The sequence below is a fragment of the Candidatus Binatus sp. genome, assembly GCF_030646925.1.
Classification (GTDB): domain Bacteria; phylum Desulfobacterota; class Binatia; order Binatales; family Binataceae; genus Binatus.
Genome location: NZ_JAUSKL010000066.1, coordinates 84,062 through 99,498 on the forward strand (window position 1 = coordinate 84,062; position 15,437 = coordinate 99,498).

Consider the following 15,437-nt stretch of genomic DNA (forward strand, 5'->3'; position numbering starts at 1 on the left):
AGAGAACGGCCGCAAGCCATATGCAGATTTGACTGAACCCTCTCGTTCTGCTCATCGAGGTTTGCTCACTTTTCCGCCCGGAATTACGCGCAATTTGAGCGGTTGGTATCCGGCTCTGAGCGTCGATTGCGGAGTCCGATCCGGCAACGGCGCGCGATGGCCGGTTTTGAAATGCAGAGTGGCCTATTTTGGTTTGAGCCGGGGGTCGTCGGTCGCGATGCATCGCGCAGCAAGCCAAGTCATGTACGCCGCTTGGTCAAGATACACACGCTTGCCGGTTGGAATGTTCCGATTGGCTTGCGATAGGTAAGATTGTCCCTTATCCTTCAACCGCTTCAGGGAAGTTTCGCATTTATCACGGGAATCGTAAGTACTAGATACTCGCCATTCTGACAAAGCGGTCTCCGTACACGAACGACCATTATACGCGCTGAAACAACTGTCCATTTGGGGCATCATCAGGGACCAGCCCACAAGCGCGAGTGCGGCAGCGTGGCCTCGTTTCATTTTTCTAACTTTATAGAGCTTGTCCACCGTCCGCAGAAACACGCGCGCCCATAAATCATGTTCGTCGCGCGTCCATTCTCCGCTCGCTGGTAATTTCCAGCCCTTGATGGCTTAGTTCAGCCAGTACCCGCCCGGTGGCGCGATCGGGCCCGCTGTGCGGATTGCCTTACAACAATGCGCCGCGGAAGGGTTCATCGCGCGGCGGCGGATACTGCAGCAGATTGATCGCCCACTTGCGGGCCTGCCGCAGCGCTTCTTCCGCGCGCTTGAAGATGCGCTCCCGATACATCACGCTCCAGACGTACGCGTCCACCGACGGCTCGTCTCCCAGCGTGACGTCCAGCATCCAGTCTTCGAGCTGCGGACCGCAGATCAGCAATCGCACTACGCGTCCGTGATCGATCACGATTCCGCGCGCCTCGCGCGGGATTCTGAACTCGTCCTTGATTCGCTTGATCACGTTCGGCGGGCAATGCTGCTCGGTCATCGCGACGTAAGCCCAGTCGCCCTGAGGCGGATTCGCCTCACGCGCGATGCGCAGATTATTGTCGGTCAGATCTTCCTTGGCGCGGTCCTGATCGTAATCGCGCGCGACCTGGTAAAAAGCCATCGCGACCGGCAACTGCGGCAACTCGGTCTCGGACTTGGCCTTCTTCGGGCGCTTGACGGTGGTTTCGACCCACCATCGATTTTCGACGGTCGGCTTTTGCGCCATCAGGCTGCCCGCCGCGATTTGCGCGAATTTCCGCGCGTGCTCGTCTTCGCTTTGCGCGACGCCGCGATCAGCATGCGCCGCCGGCGCGAGCGCGTCGCAGCACGCCGCGCCTCGACCGTCGCCGCGCGGCTCCGCGATCGCGAAACTGCCCTGCGCGCCGCGGTGCGAAGGCCCGTCACCATCCTGCGTGAAAAAATATCCGCCTTGCGCTCGGCGTCGGTCCAGAAAAGGTAATGGCCCATCTCATGGTAGATCATCTGGATCCAGAGCCGCTCGCTGAAGTAAACGCGGCCGCGTTTCCAGTTCTCCGGATGCACCAAATGGATGCGCCCGTCCTCGTAGGTGCGGCCCGCGGTTTTTCCCCAATCGATATACTCGAACCATTCGATACGCGGGCGCCGCACGTTGAAATACTTGCACAGCGCCGAGATCGCCCGGTTGAACATCGGGTTGCGATGGGCGCGAAAAAATTCGGCGAGATTGCGATCAATTTCGCGCCGGTGAACGAGAGGAGGAACGATCATCCGCACTAAATGGCGACCTCCGAGTGACGATGATCGGATGATACGGATGGGTCGTGGCGACAGTCAAACCGTACCATCAAAAGCCGCAAATATACCTGTGTTTTATGCCGTGACTCGCCTCGAAAATGCTGACAAATCGATACCTTAATCAGGTTGTCAGCCAAGCGCACCCGATTCCTTGAGCCGCGCGATTTCATCCCAGCTTAGCCCCGCTTCGAGTGCGACCTCCTCGGTATGCTGCCCCAATTCCGGAGCGCCGCGATGCGCCCGCGGTTCTGCGCCGCCGAACTCGATTGGACTGTTCACCACGCGGCATCCGGGAATCTGCGGATGCTCAACTTGGGCGAACGCGCCGATCGCGTGTGCCTGCGGATCGTCGAGCACCTCGGCGTCGGTGCGCACCGGCGCCCATATAAGATGATGCGCGTCGAAAATCGGCGCCCACTCATCCCAAGTTTTTGTCGCGACGACGCGATCGATCTCCGCCGTGAGCGCGGCACAATTTTCCGCGCGCGCCGATGAATCCTTGAAGCGCGCGTCATCAAACCACCTCGGTTGATCGAGCGCGCGGCAGAAGTCCGCCCAGAAACGATCGCTCTGCACCATCACGAAATAAATCCAGCGGTCGTCGGCGCATCGATATGAACTCCAGATCGGATTCACCCGCTCGGTGCGCGCTTCCGACCTGGGCGAGCGTCCGGTCATCAGTCCGACCGTGAGGTCCGATGCGTTCATCCAGAGTCCCATCGAATAGAGCGAGATCATCACCTCGCGCCCGCGTCCGCTGCGCTCGCGCCCGAGCAATGCCGCCGAGATTGCGCCGGCGAGTCCGAGCCCGACCGCATGATCGATCATCGCGGGACGCTGCGCGGGCGGCGGCTGCCCGGGTTCCGCGATCGTCGCCATCAAGCCGGAGCGCGCCCACGCGGCGGCGTAGTCGTAAGCGGGGCGGTTGCGATCGGGTCCGCGATGCCCATAGCCGTTGATCGACGCGTAGATCAGCCGCGGATTCCGCGCCGACAGCGTCGGGTAGTCGAGCTTCATCCGCTCGAGCGCATCGAGGCGAAGACTGGTGAGGAACACGTCGGCGCGCTCTATCAGTCTAAGCGCGAATGCGTGGCCCTCGGGACGGCGCAAATCCACCGCGACCGAGCGCTTGTTGCGATTGTCGAGTTCGAACGGCGGCCGGATTCGCGCATTCGGATCGCCCATCGTGCGGGTGACGAAACCGCGGATCGGATCGCCGGTTTTTGGATCCTCGAGCTTGACCACGTCGGCGCCCCAATCGCCCAGCACCGCGGTGGTCGAGGGACCCGCGACCCACATCGCAACTTCGACAACCTTGACGCCTTCGAGTGGCCGCTCCATCCGATTCGAGATCTCCTTCGCGCAGCTAGATCCGAATTGCTATCAGGAGTGCCCGCGTGAATGAAATGGCACTGCGAAGAGTTTCGAGCTTTCGCGAGAGGATCGCATCGCCGCGCAGCGAGTCGCTGCGATAGGGTTGCGACTTCGGATTGAAAGTCTGAATGCGGGATGAATCTAGCGGGGGCGGGTGGGGCGCCGCACGCGGCGCGGATCGCGCCGCCGCACTCGATTCACCGTCAGACGCTGCATCCGGCTCGCTTCCTTCAAGCGCAGCCGCATCGGCGTGCCGCCGCGGCCTTGCACCATTTCCGACAAGCGCCAGCGCAGCCCTTCGGCATTCATCCCGAGCGCGTCGCAGACGTTGTCGAACGACAGGGGACATCGCACGCCGGTGGTGAAGATCCAGTTCCACGCTTCCCGGAATGAACTGCGCTTGCGCAGACTCACCGAACCGCTGCACTCCTGCACGACGTTGATTGCGTCGGCGAGCACGGCAAGCATCAGGCGCTGCTCGCTCGAGAGCGCGCGCTTGCCGACCATTTCGAAGAACTGGCTGCGGAGGATTACGTCGGGAAACGGTCGCTGATCGGCGACTGGAGTTGAAGACCGCACCGTTTCCATCGCTCAAATACCTCTACTTACGCGCCAAGCTCGACTGTTCTTTGTTCTCGGCGGCACGCCAGTCCCTTTCAAAAGCTCAGCTAATATGATCCGTCACGCAAGCTAATCGAAACAGGATGAGAAAAATAGTGTGAAAGGCGGAAATTTGCAAACGATTCGGCGCGCTAAAAGCAGCAATAAAATGCCGATGACCGCAAATCTCTGAATTAGTCCAGCCGAGCGGCGCAGTCTGCCGTGTGCTTCGCTACCGAACTGCAAATTTCGCCGCGGCGGCCCGCCTTATCGATAAAGATCGGCGATCTGTTATTATTGGGCGTTGTCAATCGATGGCGATGCGGCGCGGCTACCTGTCGCGCGTATCGATTTCCAACCTCAATCGGTATCGATGCTGCTTAAACGTCGATGCTTAGGGGAGAACTACGATGGCTGATTTCTACGGCAAGGACACCTCGAAGTATCTGCGCAACCTGCGCCAAAACGCGCCCGATGCGTTCAAGGGATTTCTGGAATTCGACAAGGAAGTCTTCAAGGACGGCGCGATTCCCAGCAAGACCAAGGAACTGATGGCGATAACCGCCGCGCACGTCACGCAGTGCCCCTGGTGTATCGAGGCGCACGTCTCGCGCGCCAAGGAAAAAGGATGCACCGACCAGGAAATCGCGGAGGCGGTATGGGTCGCGGCTGCGATGCGCGCGGGCGCCGCGTTCAGCCATGGAGCGATCGCGATGGCGGTCGCGGACGAGCACAAGCACTAGCTGCTAAGTCCGCATCGCGCGGCTTCAAGAATCGGTGGCAATGGCAAGTACGCAACGGCACACAACGCAAGTATCGATAGGCGGGACCAAGGTCGGCGGCAACGCGCCGATCGTGGTGCAATCGATGTGCGCGACGCGCACGATCGACGTCGAGCAGACCGTCGCGCAGGCGCATCAGCTTGCGGCGGCGGGCGCTGGAATCGTGCGAATCGCGATGGACAGCGAGAAGGAAATTCCGGCGCTAAAGGAAATCCGCAAGCAGACCGGCGGTATCGTGCTGTCGGTCGATTTGCAGGAGAACTACAAGATTGCCGATCGCGTCGCGCCGCACGTGGACAAGATTCGCTACAACCCGGGCCATCTCCATCATATCGAGAAGTCGAAAACGATCGAGCAGAAAGTGAAATGGCTGGTGGAGGTGGCGCGCGGCAATAACGTCGCGATACGAATCGGCGTCAATTGCGGATCGGTCGCGCCGGCGTTCCTCAAAAAATATCCCGGCGACCAGCTCAAGGCGATCGTCGAGTCGGCGGCGTATCACTGCGACCTGATGGACGAACTGGGCTTCACCAATTTCGTGGTGTCCCTGAAGGACTCCGATCCCGCCAAGGTGATGGACGCGAATCGGCGTTTCTCGAAGCGCCGACCCGACGTGCCGATTCATCTCGGCGTCACCGAAGCCGGCTTGCCGCCTGACGGAATCATCAAGACGCGGATCGCGTTCGAGAAGCTGCTCGCGCAGGGCATCGGCGACACGATTCGCGTTTCACTGACGCTGCCGAACGATCGCAAGCACGAAGAAGTGCTCGTCGGTCACAAGATCATCGAGGATGTCGTGGCGGGACGATTTATCTCGGTGCCGGATTTCGGCACTGGCCTGAATATCATCTCGTGTCCCTCGTGCTCGCGCGTCGAGAACGAAAAGTTCGTCGAGCTGGCGCAGCAGGTGAAGGAAATGTCCGCCTACGCGGCGAAGTACAAGATCACGATCGCGGTGATGGGATGCCGCGTGAATGGGCCCGGCGAGACCGACGACGCGGACCTCGGGCTCTGGTGCGGACCGACCACTGTGAACCTCAAGAAAAAGGATCGCAAGGTCGGATATTTCGGCTACGACGAAGTGCTGCCGAAGTTGCGCGTCGAACTGGACCGGCTGATCGCGGAGCGGTCCGCGTCGATGAACTGACTATCTTAGCGCCGCGATCGCGCACCGCGCGCGATACGCGCTATTTGTCGGTGCGCAACTCGACCGTATTGCCGTCGGGATCGGTCACCCAAAGTTGGCGCCCCGCGCCCATGTTCGACGGCGCCTCGAGAAACTCGATTCCCATCTCATTCAGCGCGCGCTTGGTCTCGTCGAAATCTTCGACGTCGAAAGCAACGTGCGCGCCGAGCGGATCGGGCTTACTGCCGCGCGCTTCGCTCGAGATGATGTGCAAGGCATTGTTGCCGACGCCGTACCATGCGCCGCCGATCCCGAAATCGGGGCGAGGCAGCCGCTTCAGCCCGATAACCTTTTCATAGAACTCGGTCGCCTTCTCGACGTTGGTCACGCGGAACGCCGCGTGATTGAAACCCTTGGTCTTTACCATTTCGATTGCTCCTCCGCGGAGTTTTCAATGCAACTGAGGCTAATTCGATATCTAGCACGAGGCCGAGCCGATGCGACATGGCGCGCACGGCCGTCATCGCTGCTGCTCTCCTCCGTCACTTTTTGTCACTTCTGAGCGAAGCGAAGAATCCCGGATCCTTTGCTCTCGCTGTCTGCACCCTCGCCCGCCTCTCTATCGTAGAGCGATTCGGCCCTTCGGCCCGAAGTCGGCTTCGCGGCTGACGCGCTTCGGCGCGCCTCTCCCGCAACAAAGCGGGCGAGGCAAAGAACAGGCGCGATCTCGCCAGCCAACGCGATCCTGCTACCGGAATCATGGGAGCCTGAGCTGAGCGATCCTCCAAGATAGCCCGTTCTCAATCGAATGCGCTCTCGCCCGTGATGTCGCGTCCGAGGATCAGCGTGTGCACGTCGAAAGTTCCTTCGTAAGTGTTCACCGTTTCGAGATTCAGCATGTGCCGGATGACGGGATACTCGTTCACGATACCGTTGGCGCCCAGCATGTCGCGGGCATCGCGCGCGATCTTGAGCGCCTCATTCACGTTGTTGCGCTTGGCGAACGAGACGTGCTCCGGGCGCATCTTGCCCTGGTCCTTCAGATGGGCGAGCCGCAGGCAAATCATCTGCGCCTTGGTGATCTCGGTGAGCATCTTGACGAGCTTGGCCTGCACCAATTGATAGCCCGCCAGCGGACGGGAAAATTGTTTGCGCGACTTGGTGTAATCGAGCGCGCACTGGTAGCACGATCGCGCCGCGCCGATCGCGCCCCACGCGATTCCGTAGCGCGCCTGCGTGAGGCATCCGAGCGGGCCCTTGAGTCCGCGCGCCGCCGGCAGATGAGCCGTGCTGGGGATTCGCACGTCCTCGAAAATCAGCTCCGACGTGATCGACGCGCGCATCGAGAACTTGCCGTGGATATCGCGTGTCGAAAATCCCGGCGTGCCCTTCTCGACTACAAATCCCGTGATGCCTTCCTCGACCTTGGCCCACACGATCGCGATATCGGCAATCGAGCCGTTGGTGATCCAGCGCTTGGCGCCGTTCAAGATCCATCCGTCGCCGTCGCGGCGCGCGCGGGTTTCCATCCCGCCGGGGTCGGAGCCGTGGTCGGGCTCGGTCAAGCCGAAGCATCCGATCAATTTTCCTTTGGCCATCTCCGGCAGGTAGCGCAACTTTTGCTCTTCGGTGCCGTTGGCGTAGATCGCGTACATCGAGAGCGCGCTCTGGACGGACGCGAAGGAGCGCAAGCCGGAGTCGCCGGCCTCGAGTTCCTGCATGATCAATCCATAAGCAACGTTGTTCATTCCGGCGCATCCGTAGCCCTTCAAATTGGCGCCGAACATGCCGAGCTCGGCCATTTGCGGGATGAGATGCATCGGAAATTTTTCGTCGGCGAAGGCGCGCTCGATGATGGGCAGGATTTCGCGCTGGACGAAGCGCTTGGCGGTGTCGCGCGCCATCTTCTCTTCGCCGGTGAGTAAATCGTCCAGATGAAAGAAGTCGAGGTCTCTTAACAAATCCGCCATGTTAGCTCCGTGTCAAATCTTAAGACTGTTTTACTTTTCAAAGTTTGATAAATCGCGATTATATCGACGTTATGTCGGCAGTTATCTAGGTGACTGGGAAATGCTATTTAGTCTTGCATGCTCTTGACCTACGACGGCGGGTTCCGCACCCTTTTACAAGGCATGGAAACTCCGTTGTCGCGCATTGTTTGCCTCGTCCTTGAGTATCACGTAGCCTTATACATGAAGTAACCCTATGCATATTGAAACGCTGAAAGTTTTTTGCGACATAATCGAAAGCGGAAGCTTTTCTTATGCCGCGTCACAAAACTTCGTAACCCAGTCGGCGGTCAGCCAGCAGGTCCGGAGCCTGGAAGAGAAATATGACTGCCGATTGATAGAACGCGGTCGCGCCGGAGTCAAACCAACTCCTGCCGGCCAGATTCTCTACACCGCCAGCAAGGAAATCGTACGCCGCTTCCTCGAGCTTGAGAACCGCCTGCGCGAAATCGGCTCGGTCGTGGCCGGCTCGATTCGCGTCGGCACGGTTTACAGCGTCGGTCTGCACGAGCTGCCGCCTTACCTGTCGGAATTTCTGCGCAGCTACCCTGCGGTCAACGTACATCTCGAGTATCTGCGATCGAACAAGATCTACGACGATCTGATCGAAGGCAAAGTGGACTTGGGCGTCGTGGCGTATCCATCGAAGCGGAGCCAGGTGGTATCGGTACCGTTTCGGCACGACGAACTCGTGCTCGCGGTTCCGCCCGACAATCCGCTCGGCAAGAGCACCAAGGTCAATGTCGGGCAACTTCAGGGCGAGAAGTTCGTCGGCTACGAGCGCGACATCCCGACCCGCAAGGCGTCGGACAAGATCCTGCGCGAGCACGGCGTCCGACCGAACTACGTGCTCGAGTTCGACAATATCGAAACGATCAAACGCGCGGTCGAGATCGGGCTCGGATGCGCGATCGTGCCGCGGATGACGGTCGAGAACGAGGTGGCTCGCGGAACGCTCAGGATGCTCGAGTTCCAGGAGGGTACGTTCCTCCGGCCGCTCGCAATCATCTATAAGCGCGGGCGCGAACTGTCGCCGGCCGTGCGCAAGTTTATCGAAGTACTCACCACCAGCACGCTGGTGCCGCGCGCGCGTGGCGAGAAAACCGACGGCAAGGCCGAGCGCGCGACTCGCGCCGAGCGAGCCGATCGTCACGCCGAAGTAAATTCCGAGCGGCTCGAGAAATCAGCGTAGCGGAACCCCAGTTTTCGAAAAACGAACGGCCGGGTGCTGATGCCCCGGCCGTTTTCTTTTTTGGGAGTATCGTCGCGCGACCGCGATCTAGGGTCATAGCGGCGGGCGCTGAAAGCCGCCCAGAGCGCCCTCGGCAGCTTTGGCGATCGCCAATACGGTCTCCTCGCCGAATGCACGCCCGACGATCTGGATGCCGATCGGCAGGCCGTCGCGATCCTTGCCGGCTGGAACTACCGCGCCCGGCAATCCCGCGCAATTGACCCACAGCGCCGGCCAGTTCGCCGCATACAGCGAGAAATTCTTGCCGTCGATATCGACCTCGAACGCGCCGTGCTTGAATGCGGTCACGCAGAACGCAGGCCCGAGGATAATCGGATACTGCTCCATAAATTCCGCGAGCTTCACCCGCCATGCGTCGCGCGCCATCGCGATCTTGAAAAACTCCGCCGCCGATTTTCCCGGCAGCGCGATCATCTGATTGCGGAAGCGCTCGCGCGCCAGATGCAGATGCTCTTTGAGCGCCTCGAGGCCAAGCTGATTGCCGTCGGCCATCGCGTATTGCGGCCACAGTTCGGCGCCCTCCGCCACCGGCGGCGTCACGTCGTCCACCGGGATGCCCAGGTTTTGCAGTTCCTTGCCGGCGCGCTCGATCGCACTGCGAATGTCCTTCGCGACCGGCGTCAGGCTGGTGCCGGTGAAGATCGCGCATCGCACTTTTTTCAGATCGACGCTCTCCGGATGCACGTCCGCCGACGGCACGGTGTACACGGCGGCATGATGCGGCCCCTTCAGGATGTTGTACGAGAGCGTGAGATCATCGACGAAGCGCGCCATCGGACCAATCGTAGCCATGTGCGCAATTGGCGGCGGCGCACCGCCGGGTCCCGGCGGCATGTGACCGGTGCCGGGAATCGTTCCCCAGGTCGGCTTCAGTCCGACGGTGCCGCAGAAGTGCGATGGGATTCGAATCGAGCCGCCGTAGTCGGAACCGAGTCCAAGCGGCGACATCCCGACTGCGAGTGCAGCCGCTTCGCCGCCGCTCGATCCGCCGGGAACGCGATCGCGATTCCACGGATTGTTGGTGGCGCCGAAGACCGGATTGTCGCAGTCATAGTCCATCGCCATCTCGGGCAGATTCGTTTTCGCGATCACGATCGCGCCGGCCGCGCGCAGCCGCGCAACCGTTGGCGCGTCGGCGTCCGGCACGTAATGCTCGAAAATTTTCATGCCGTCGGTCGAGCGCACGCCTTCGGTCATCACGGAATCCTTGATCGAGATCGGCAGCCCTTCGAGCGGACGCGCATTCTTGCCCGCGAGTCGGCGATCGGCCTCTTCGGCCTCACGCCCGCCGCGTTCCTCGACCAGCGTGACGACCGCGTTCAGGCCGTGATTTACCGATTCGATTCGCTCGATGAAGGCCGAGACCATTTCAACTGAAGAGACCTCGCGCGCACGCAGCATCGCGGCGAGTTGATGAGCCGGGGCGAAAAATAGATCGTCCGAAAAAGCCATTTTTGCACCTCGCATGTCCAACCGGAATTATGGGGTTGAAGACGATGCTGAGGGAATATCATCGCGCACGTTTCATTGCACGCACTCCGGACTCGAGAGCGTGATCGCAAGGAAAAAGCGCCTCCTGGATGCTATGCTGATAGCGATGCCGCGATGAGCGCCGCAAAAAATTGTCTGAGCGAAAGAGGCGCGAAAGATCATGACCAACCGAAACTCTTCTTAAGCGTATCTCGATCGATCCGAAAATCTGTTTTGGGAAGCCATGCATCCGTGGCCATCAAATTTGGGTGTCGCTCGTTCTCGATTTCCTCGCGAACGGAGATACAGCCGCTGAGATTCTTGAAAACTACCCGCAACTCGAGGAAGCCGACATCATGGCGTGCATCGCTTACGGCGCCGAGATGGCGCGGGAACGTTTCGTTGAAATCCCAATCGCAGCCAAACCTTGAAAATCAAACTCGACGAAAATCTTGGCAAGCGCTGCGCTGAACTTAATAGTTCTCGATAAGGCACCCTCCTTCGCGATCGTTAGCTGCCTTTTTTCCGTCATTCCGAGCGAAGGCTGCTCCCCTCCGTCATCCTGAGCGAAGGCTGCCGGAGTCGAAGGATCTCGATCGAGCTTTACGAATATTCGACCAGCCAGAGCGATCCAACACTCACCGATCCGATTCCACTTTTGTTATTCTGAGCGAAGCGAAGAATCCCGGATCTGTTTTCTGGCTTTTGTCATGTGCCGACTGCACCCTCACCCTACCTCGTCGCGAGGCGACTCGGCTTCCTCTCCCGCAACAAAGCGGGCGAGGTATAAGAGGGCAGTCTCTGCTCGGGATGATCGACGAGGAGGTAGCGCCGCTCAGCTACCGTACCGCAGCCTGAGGTCGCCTCACTTCAGCGCGGCGCGAATACGATCGCGATCGAAGCCTGCGATCATCTCCTTGCCCGCGATCACGATCGGACGCTTGATGAGATTTGGCTCTTTCGCCATCAGCTTGATGGTCTCGGCCTGCGTGAGGGTCTTGCCCGCAAGACCCATCGCCTTGAACGCCGGACTTTTGGCATTCAGAAAGTCGCGCGGATCGCGGCCGGCGAACAGTTGCTGCAACTCGTACGCGCTGAATGGCGACTTCGCGTAATCGCGATCGTCTGAATCGACGCCAAGCTCGTTGCGCAAGAAACTTCTTGCGTTGCGGCAGGTGGTTCAGGTGGATTTCCAAAGCAGGCGAACTTTCTTCATTGGCAAATCTCCGTGATGGATACGCGCGGGCGGATCGGCCACCCGCGCTTCACATTCTTACTGCTCGAGCGCTCGCGTCACTCGATACTGGTGCTCGGCAAATTCGCCGGACCTGCGCCGCGATCGAACGGCGCGCCCGCGTTCGACGATTGCGGCGCGCTCGGCGGTATCGGTGCGATCGGCGCGACGCTGCGCGAGCTATTGCTCGCCGTCGCAGGAGTGTACGGCGGGGTCGTCGCGGCGGTCGCCTCCGGCGGAGTCCCAGTCGGCCCGCTGAAGTTGAGCGGCTGCTGACCCGCGAGCATCTGCGGCGTCACCACGTAGTCGCCGCCGAGCGCGCTGCGCCAGACGCCGTTCGCCGCCTGCTCGTTGCCGGCAGTTACGACGTATGCGAGCCCGCCGACCACGCTTCCCACGACGGCGTACGTCAGCTTCGCCGGCACATACAGGATATTCACCAGCAGCGCGCCGACTCCGTACCCTGCGCCGGGCCAGTTCACGCCGCCCTGCTCGGGTTGCGGCACCTGCTGCGTCGGCGCCGGCGCTCCGACGTTCTGCGCGCCGGCCAGGCCGGTCATCGGGCCGGCCGGCATCGCGAGTATCAAGAGCGCGAGCAGCGCCGCGATTGCGAAATTTTTCTTCCTCATGATTTCCTCCACCACCTCGTACAAATTAAAAATCGTCACTCCGTTTTCACGACCACGTCGGACGGCAGCAGCGCCATCAGATGCTTAAACGCGCGGTCCAGGTACTCCGCGCTTTTGGATTCGAGCGTCAGCTTGACGCGATATTCGGGGTCGCCGATGCGCGGATACGAGCCGAGCATCAGCTCAGGGAAGTTGCGCACGCAATCGTTCAGATGCTCCGCGAGATTGCCTTCGCCGGTGCTGGTGTAGATCGCGCGCATGAAATACGGATCGGTCGCGAAGCGGCTTCTGAGCGCGAGCAGCTTGGCTTCGAACAGTTGCGGAATTCCCGGCAGCACGTACACGTTTTCGATCTGCACGGTCGGAAAGCGGATATCGCCGCCATCATTCAGGATCGCGCCGTCGGGCACCTCGGCCATCTTGAGGCCGGCCTCGAGCGAGCGTTCCCTGAAATGCTCGCGGATCAGATTTTCGAGTTTGGGATGCATCACGAGCGGACGCCCGAACGCCCGCGCGACGCCTTCCATCGTCAGGTCGTCGTGCGTGGGGCCGACTCCGCCCGAGGTAATCACGAAGTCGAAGCGGCTCGCGCAGTAGGAAACTTCTTCGGCGATAATTGCGATGTCGTCGGGGATGGTTGCGATACGCGCGAGCGCGACGCCCATTTTGCGGAACTCGCGCGCCGCGAAGAACGCGTTCGAATCCTGCACCTTGCCTGAGAGGATTTCGTTGCCCACCACCACCAGCGCGCAGTTGCGTTCTCCCATCTCGATTGCCTGCCTCGCGCGACCGCCTCGACCGGGATTATCGCAAGCGCACGCTGCTCACAGCAAGCCCGCTACGAGGGGCATCCGAAGTCAGCGCGGACTTCGATCTGGCGCCATTTGCGGCGCGGGCACATGGCCTTGAATCTCTGCTATTATGCGGAGGCGGATCGTTTCCTGCCTGTGGAGATCTACCGATGACCACCAATCGAATCGAAATCAATCCGAAGGTGATGATGGGTAAGCCAGTTATCAAAGGCACTCGCATCACGGTGGAGCTGATTCTGTCCAAGCTATCGGAAGGCGCCACGGCCGAAGAATTGATCGAGGAACATCCACACCTGGTTAAGGAAGACATTCGCGCCGCGATTGCTTACGGCGCGGCAAGTGTCGCGCATGAGGAAATTGTCTTCCTTTCGCCGCAACAGAATTCAGCAAAATCCTGAGCGTGAGATTCGTCGCCGACGAGAGTTGCGCGGCGCAGATCGTCGAGGCTTTGCGCATCGCGGGTCACGACGTCCTCGCGATCAGCGAAGTCATGCAGGGCGCCGAAGACGAGGCGGTCATTCAGGCCGCAACCAATGACGACCGGGTGCTTCTGACCGAAGATAATGACTTTGGAAAGCTCGTGTATGCGCGCCATCGGAAGAATGCGGGCGTGGTACTGATTAGATTCCCGAATCAAGTCCGCGCCCAGAAACCGAGGGCTGTTCTCGAGCTTGTCGCGCTGCGCGGAGATCGACTGCGTGGAAATTTCTCGGTGCTACAACCCGGCCGCGTTCGGATTGGAAAAAGTCCGTAGAACCTTGAGCACCAGCCCGCAAGCCCGCTACGAAGGGCCGGCGTCGTCGATGTCGGGCGCCTTGTTCTCGATAAATTCCTTCAGGCGACTTTTGAGCCGCGTCTCGATCTGACGGACGCGTTCGCGGCTGATACCGAAACGCGCGCCGATTTCCTGCAGCGTTTCCGGGTCCTCGGCCAGCAGCCGCGCCTTGAAAATTTCGAGTTCCTTGCCTTCCAGCGTCGCCGCGAACTGCTCGACCTGCTTATGGGCGAAATTCCGCCACTCGCGATCGGCCAGTCCCTCTTCGGGATTGAGCTCCGAGTCGGGAATCACGTCGAGCAGCCTTGTATCGTCGCTGTTGCCGGTCGGTTGATCGAGCGACACCTCGCTCTGCCCCATCCGCTCCTGCATCTCGCGCACTTCGCTTTCCTTCACGCCCATCCGATGAGCCAGCAGCAGCGGTTGCGGCGAAAATCCCTGCGCCTCGAGCCGTTCGGTTTCCTTGCGCAGGTTGAAGAACAGCTTGCGCTGCGCCTGCGTGGTGCCGATTTTCACGAGCCGCCAATTATTGATCAGGTAGCGATAAATGTACGCGCGCACCCACCACACCGCGTAGGACGGAAAGCGGATGCCGTGCTCCGGATCGAAATTCTTGACCGCCTCCATCAGGCCGACGTTGCCCTCCTGGATAAGATCGAGCACGTTGCGCGTCGCGCGCGCGAATTCGTACGCGATCTTCACCACCAGCCTGAGATTCGCGGTGACCAGCCGATACGCGTCGGCGGGATCCTTGTGCTCGACGTAGCGCCGGGCGATTTCGGACTCCTGTTCGCGGGTCAGCAGCGGGAAGCGCCGAATCTCGGACAGATAACGGTTCAGCGGATCGATCGGTACCAGCGCGCCGCGTTCGTCAGCGTCGCTCGATGGCGGCGGGAGCGAGGTGGGGGCGCTTTCGCGGGCGTCGGCGGTATCGGCGAGTTCGAGCGGACGAAAATTCGGTTCGATTACTTCGTCGGCGGCGCGATCCGCGGATGCGTCTGGCGCGGAGCTGACTTCGTCTCGCTCGGGCTGCTGCGGTTCGAGCACCGTCCGGCGGCGGCGTCCGCGCCGAACTTTGTGCTTCGCGCTCGCGCTGGCCTTGGGAGTTTTCGGCTTGCCAGTTTTGCGGGGCATCGTCTTCGGCTGAAGTACTACGGCGGATCGAAACCGCGTCGGGTCAGAGAAGATTTTGCACGCGACGGTGAAGCGGTCCGACTGCCAGCCCGATCGACCGGATTGACCGCCTTGCTTCGGCAGCCCGCTATTCCTCGGGCTTTTCGATTGTGACTTTGCCCGCTGCGATTTCGCGGAGCGCGGTCACGACTTCCTTGTTGTCCGACTCGACCAGTGGCCGCGCACCCTTCAGCAATTGCTTGGCGCGGCGCGCCCCGCCGAGCACTAGCTCGAAACGATTGGGGATATGTTCGAGGCAATCCTCGACTGTAATTCGTGCCATTGGTATCGATTGTCCAGCCCGCGGCGGGTCTTGTCAACGCGCCTCGGTGGCGCATACTGGCGGCGACTTCGCGAACCAGCCTGATGATTAACGGCCGAATGACTTCCGCAGATAAAATCGAAGAAAACGGGTTGCCCTCAGTTTG

Annotated in this window: 17 protein-coding genes and 1 pseudogene; 6 read left to right on the plus strand and 12 right to left on the minus strand. The window is 60.5% G+C overall.

What is annotated here, in order from left to right:
* Positions 1 to 673 precede the first annotated feature (673 nt).
* The 4 genes from Q7S58_RS11335 to Q7S58_RS11350 all read right to left on the minus strand — a co-directional run bounded on the left by Q7S58_RS11335 (position 674) and on the right by Q7S58_RS11350 (position 3,735).
* Complete coding sequence (locus Q7S58_RS11335; protein ID WP_304825163.1) at positions 674 to 1,222, minus strand: hypothetical protein; 549 nt, start codon at positions 1,220 to 1,222, stop codon at positions 674 to 676.
* Positions 1,222 to 1,668 carry a hypothetical protein gene (locus Q7S58_RS11340; protein WP_304825166.1) on the minus strand — a complete coding sequence of 149 codons (447 nt, stop codon included), beginning with the start codon at positions 1,666 to 1,668 and terminating at the stop codon, positions 1,222 to 1,224. The genes Q7S58_RS11335 and Q7S58_RS11340 overlap by 1 nt, the downstream gene beginning before the upstream one ends.
* Before the next feature lie 234 nt (positions 1,669 to 1,902).
* A complete protein-coding gene (locus Q7S58_RS11345; protein WP_304825169.1) occupies positions 1,903 to 3,114 on the minus strand; it encodes a CaiB/BaiF CoA-transferase family protein in 1,212 nt (403 codons plus the stop codon).
* A 174-nt stretch (positions 3,115 to 3,288) separates the two neighbouring features.
* On the minus strand, positions 3,289 to 3,735 hold the full coding sequence (locus Q7S58_RS11350) for a hypothetical protein (RefSeq protein WP_304825172.1): 447 nt from the start codon (positions 3,733 to 3,735) through the stop codon (positions 3,289 to 3,291).
* Between the two features lie 422 nt (positions 3,736 to 4,157).
* On the opposite strand from Q7S58_RS11350, the gene Q7S58_RS11355 reads away from it, so the two are divergent.
* The gene (locus Q7S58_RS11355; protein ID WP_304825175.1) at positions 4,158 to 4,490 is read left to right on the plus strand and encodes a carboxymuconolactone decarboxylase family protein; all 333 of its coding nucleotides are present in this window, start codon (positions 4,158 to 4,160) and stop codon (positions 4,488 to 4,490) included.
* 40 nt (positions 4,491 to 4,530) lie between these two features.
* Positions 4,531 to 5,676: a (E)-4-hydroxy-3-methylbut-2-enyl-diphosphate synthase gene (ispG, locus tag Q7S58_RS11360; protein ID WP_304825178.1), complete on the plus strand. Its 1,146-nt coding sequence runs from the start codon at positions 4,531 to 4,533 to the stop codon at positions 5,674 to 5,676.
* Positions 5,677 to 5,716: 40 nt separating this feature from the next.
* Here the strand turns inward: ispG and Q7S58_RS11365 are convergent, their stop codons facing one another.
* Positions 5,717 to 6,082: a VOC family protein gene (locus tag Q7S58_RS11365; RefSeq protein WP_304825181.1), complete on the minus strand. Its 366-nt coding sequence runs from the start codon at positions 6,080 to 6,082 to the stop codon at positions 5,717 to 5,719.
* 373 nt (positions 6,083 to 6,455) lie between these two features.
* A complete protein-coding gene (locus Q7S58_RS11370; RefSeq protein ID WP_304825185.1) occupies positions 6,456 to 7,625 on the minus strand; it encodes an acyl-CoA dehydrogenase in 1,170 nt (389 codons plus the stop codon).
* Between the two features lie 235 nt (positions 7,626 to 7,860).
* Here Q7S58_RS11370 and Q7S58_RS11375 point away from each other — a divergent pair, with 235 nt between their 5' ends.
* A complete protein-coding gene (locus Q7S58_RS11375) occupies positions 7,861 to 8,856 on the plus strand; it encodes a LysR family transcriptional regulator (RefSeq protein ID WP_304825188.1) in 996 nt (331 codons plus the stop codon).
* A 93-nt stretch (positions 8,857 to 8,949) separates the two neighbouring features.
* On the opposite strand, the gene Q7S58_RS11380 is transcribed toward Q7S58_RS11375, so the two are convergent.
* Positions 8,950 to 10,368 (minus strand): amidase, encoded by a 1,419-nt coding sequence (locus tag Q7S58_RS11380; protein ID WP_304825191.1) that lies wholly within the window; start codon positions 10,366 to 10,368, stop codon positions 8,950 to 8,952.
* Between the two features lie 227 nt (positions 10,369 to 10,595).
* Between Q7S58_RS11380 and Q7S58_RS22180 the strand changes: the two genes are divergently transcribed.
* Complete coding sequence (locus Q7S58_RS22180) at positions 10,596 to 10,817, plus strand: DUF433 domain-containing protein (RefSeq protein ID WP_370655505.1); 222 nt, start codon at positions 10,596 to 10,598, stop codon at positions 10,815 to 10,817.
* A 434-nt stretch (positions 10,818 to 11,251) separates the two neighbouring features.
* On the opposite strand, the pseudogene Q7S58_RS11385 reads toward Q7S58_RS22180, so the two are convergent.
* The 3 genes and pseudogenes from Q7S58_RS11385 to Q7S58_RS11395 form a co-directional block, all read right to left on the minus strand.
* A pseudogene (locus Q7S58_RS11385) lies at positions 11,252 to 11,554 on the minus strand (arsenate reductase family protein); the annotation flags it as partial.
* Between the two features lie 125 nt (positions 11,555 to 11,679).
* Positions 11,680 to 12,249, minus strand: a complete 570-nt coding sequence (locus Q7S58_RS11390; RefSeq protein ID WP_304825197.1) for a hypothetical protein — start codon at positions 12,247 to 12,249, stop codon at positions 11,680 to 11,682.
* Between the two features lie 35 nt (positions 12,250 to 12,284).
* Complete coding sequence (locus Q7S58_RS11395; RefSeq protein WP_304825200.1) at positions 12,285 to 13,016, minus strand: molybdopterin-binding protein; 732 nt, start codon at positions 13,014 to 13,016, stop codon at positions 12,285 to 12,287.
* 5 nt (positions 13,017 to 13,021) lie between these two features.
* Here Q7S58_RS11395 and Q7S58_RS11400 point away from each other — a divergent pair, with 5 nt between their 5' ends.
* Together Q7S58_RS11400 and Q7S58_RS11405 are read left to right on the plus strand one after the other, a co-directional pair.
* The gene (locus tag Q7S58_RS11400; RefSeq protein WP_304825203.1) at positions 13,022 to 13,459 is read left to right on the plus strand and encodes a DUF433 domain-containing protein; all 438 of its coding nucleotides are present in this window, start codon (positions 13,022 to 13,024) and stop codon (positions 13,457 to 13,459) included.
* Positions 13,460 to 13,461: 2 nt separating this feature from the next.
* A complete protein-coding gene (locus Q7S58_RS11405; protein ID WP_304825206.1) occupies positions 13,462 to 13,815 on the plus strand; it encodes a DUF5615 family PIN-like protein in 354 nt (117 codons plus the stop codon).
* A 27-nt stretch (positions 13,816 to 13,842) separates the two neighbouring features.
* Here the strand turns inward: Q7S58_RS11405 and Q7S58_RS11410 are convergent, their stop codons facing one another.
* Together Q7S58_RS11410 and rpoZ are read right to left on the minus strand one after the other, a co-directional pair.
* The gene (locus Q7S58_RS11410; RefSeq protein WP_304825210.1) at positions 13,843 to 14,970 is read right to left on the minus strand and encodes an RNA polymerase factor sigma-32; all 1,128 of its coding nucleotides are present in this window, start codon (positions 14,968 to 14,970) and stop codon (positions 13,843 to 13,845) included.
* Positions 14,971 to 15,097: 127 nt separating this feature from the next.
* Positions 15,098 to 15,292: a DNA-directed RNA polymerase subunit omega gene (gene rpoZ / locus Q7S58_RS11415; RefSeq protein WP_304825213.1), complete on the minus strand. Its 195-nt coding sequence runs from the start codon at positions 15,290 to 15,292 to the stop codon at positions 15,098 to 15,100.
* Positions 15,293 to 15,437 lie beyond the last annotated feature (145 nt).

Bases quoted from the DNA above. Each gene is read 5' to 3' on its own strand.
- Q7S58_RS11335 (WP_304825163.1), bottom strand. From the start codon at position 1,222: ATGGCGCAAAAGCCGACCGTCGAAAATCGATGGTGGGTCGAAACCACC.
- Q7S58_RS11340 (WP_304825166.1), bottom strand. From the start codon at position 1,668: ATGTTCAACCGGGCGATCTCGGCGCTGTGCAAGTATTTCAACGTGCGG.
- Q7S58_RS11345 (WP_304825169.1), bottom strand. From the start codon at position 3,114: ATGGAGCGGCCACTCGAAGGCGTCAAGGTTGTCGAAGTTGCGATGTGG.
- Q7S58_RS11350 (WP_304825172.1), bottom strand. From the start codon at position 3,735: ATGGAAACGGTGCGGTCTTCAACTCCAGTCGCCGATCAGCGACCGTTT.
- Q7S58_RS11355 (WP_304825175.1), top strand. From the start codon at position 4,158: ATGGCTGATTTCTACGGCAAGGACACCTCGAAGTATCTGCGCAACCTG.
- ispG (WP_304825178.1), top strand. From the start codon at position 4,531: ATGGCAAGTACGCAACGGCACACAACGCAAGTATCGATAGGCGGGACC.
- Q7S58_RS11365 (WP_304825181.1), bottom strand. From the start codon at position 6,082: ATGGTAAAGACCAAGGGTTTCAATCACGCGGCGTTCCGCGTGACCAAC.
- Q7S58_RS11370 (WP_304825185.1), bottom strand. From the start codon at position 7,625: ATGGCGGATTTGTTAAGAGACCTCGACTTCTTTCATCTGGACGATTTA.
- Q7S58_RS11375 (WP_304825188.1), top strand. From the start codon at position 7,861: ATGCATATTGAAACGCTGAAAGTTTTTTGCGACATAATCGAAAGCGGA.
- Q7S58_RS11380 (WP_304825191.1), bottom strand. From the start codon at position 10,368: ATGGCTTTTTCGGACGATCTATTTTTCGCCCCGGCTCATCAACTCGCC.
- Q7S58_RS11390 (WP_304825197.1), bottom strand. From the start codon at position 12,249: ATGAGGAAGAAAAATTTCGCAATCGCGGCGCTGCTCGCGCTCTTGATA.
- Q7S58_RS11395 (WP_304825200.1), bottom strand. From the start codon at position 13,016: ATGGGAGAACGCAACTGCGCGCTGGTGGTGGTGGGCAACGAAATCCTC.
- Q7S58_RS11410 (WP_304825210.1), bottom strand. From the start codon at position 14,970: ATGCCCCGCAAAACTGGCAAGCCGAAAACTCCCAAGGCCAGCGCGAGC.
- rpoZ (WP_304825213.1), bottom strand. From the start codon at position 15,292: ATGGCACGAATTACAGTCGAGGATTGCCTCGAACATATCCCCAATCGT.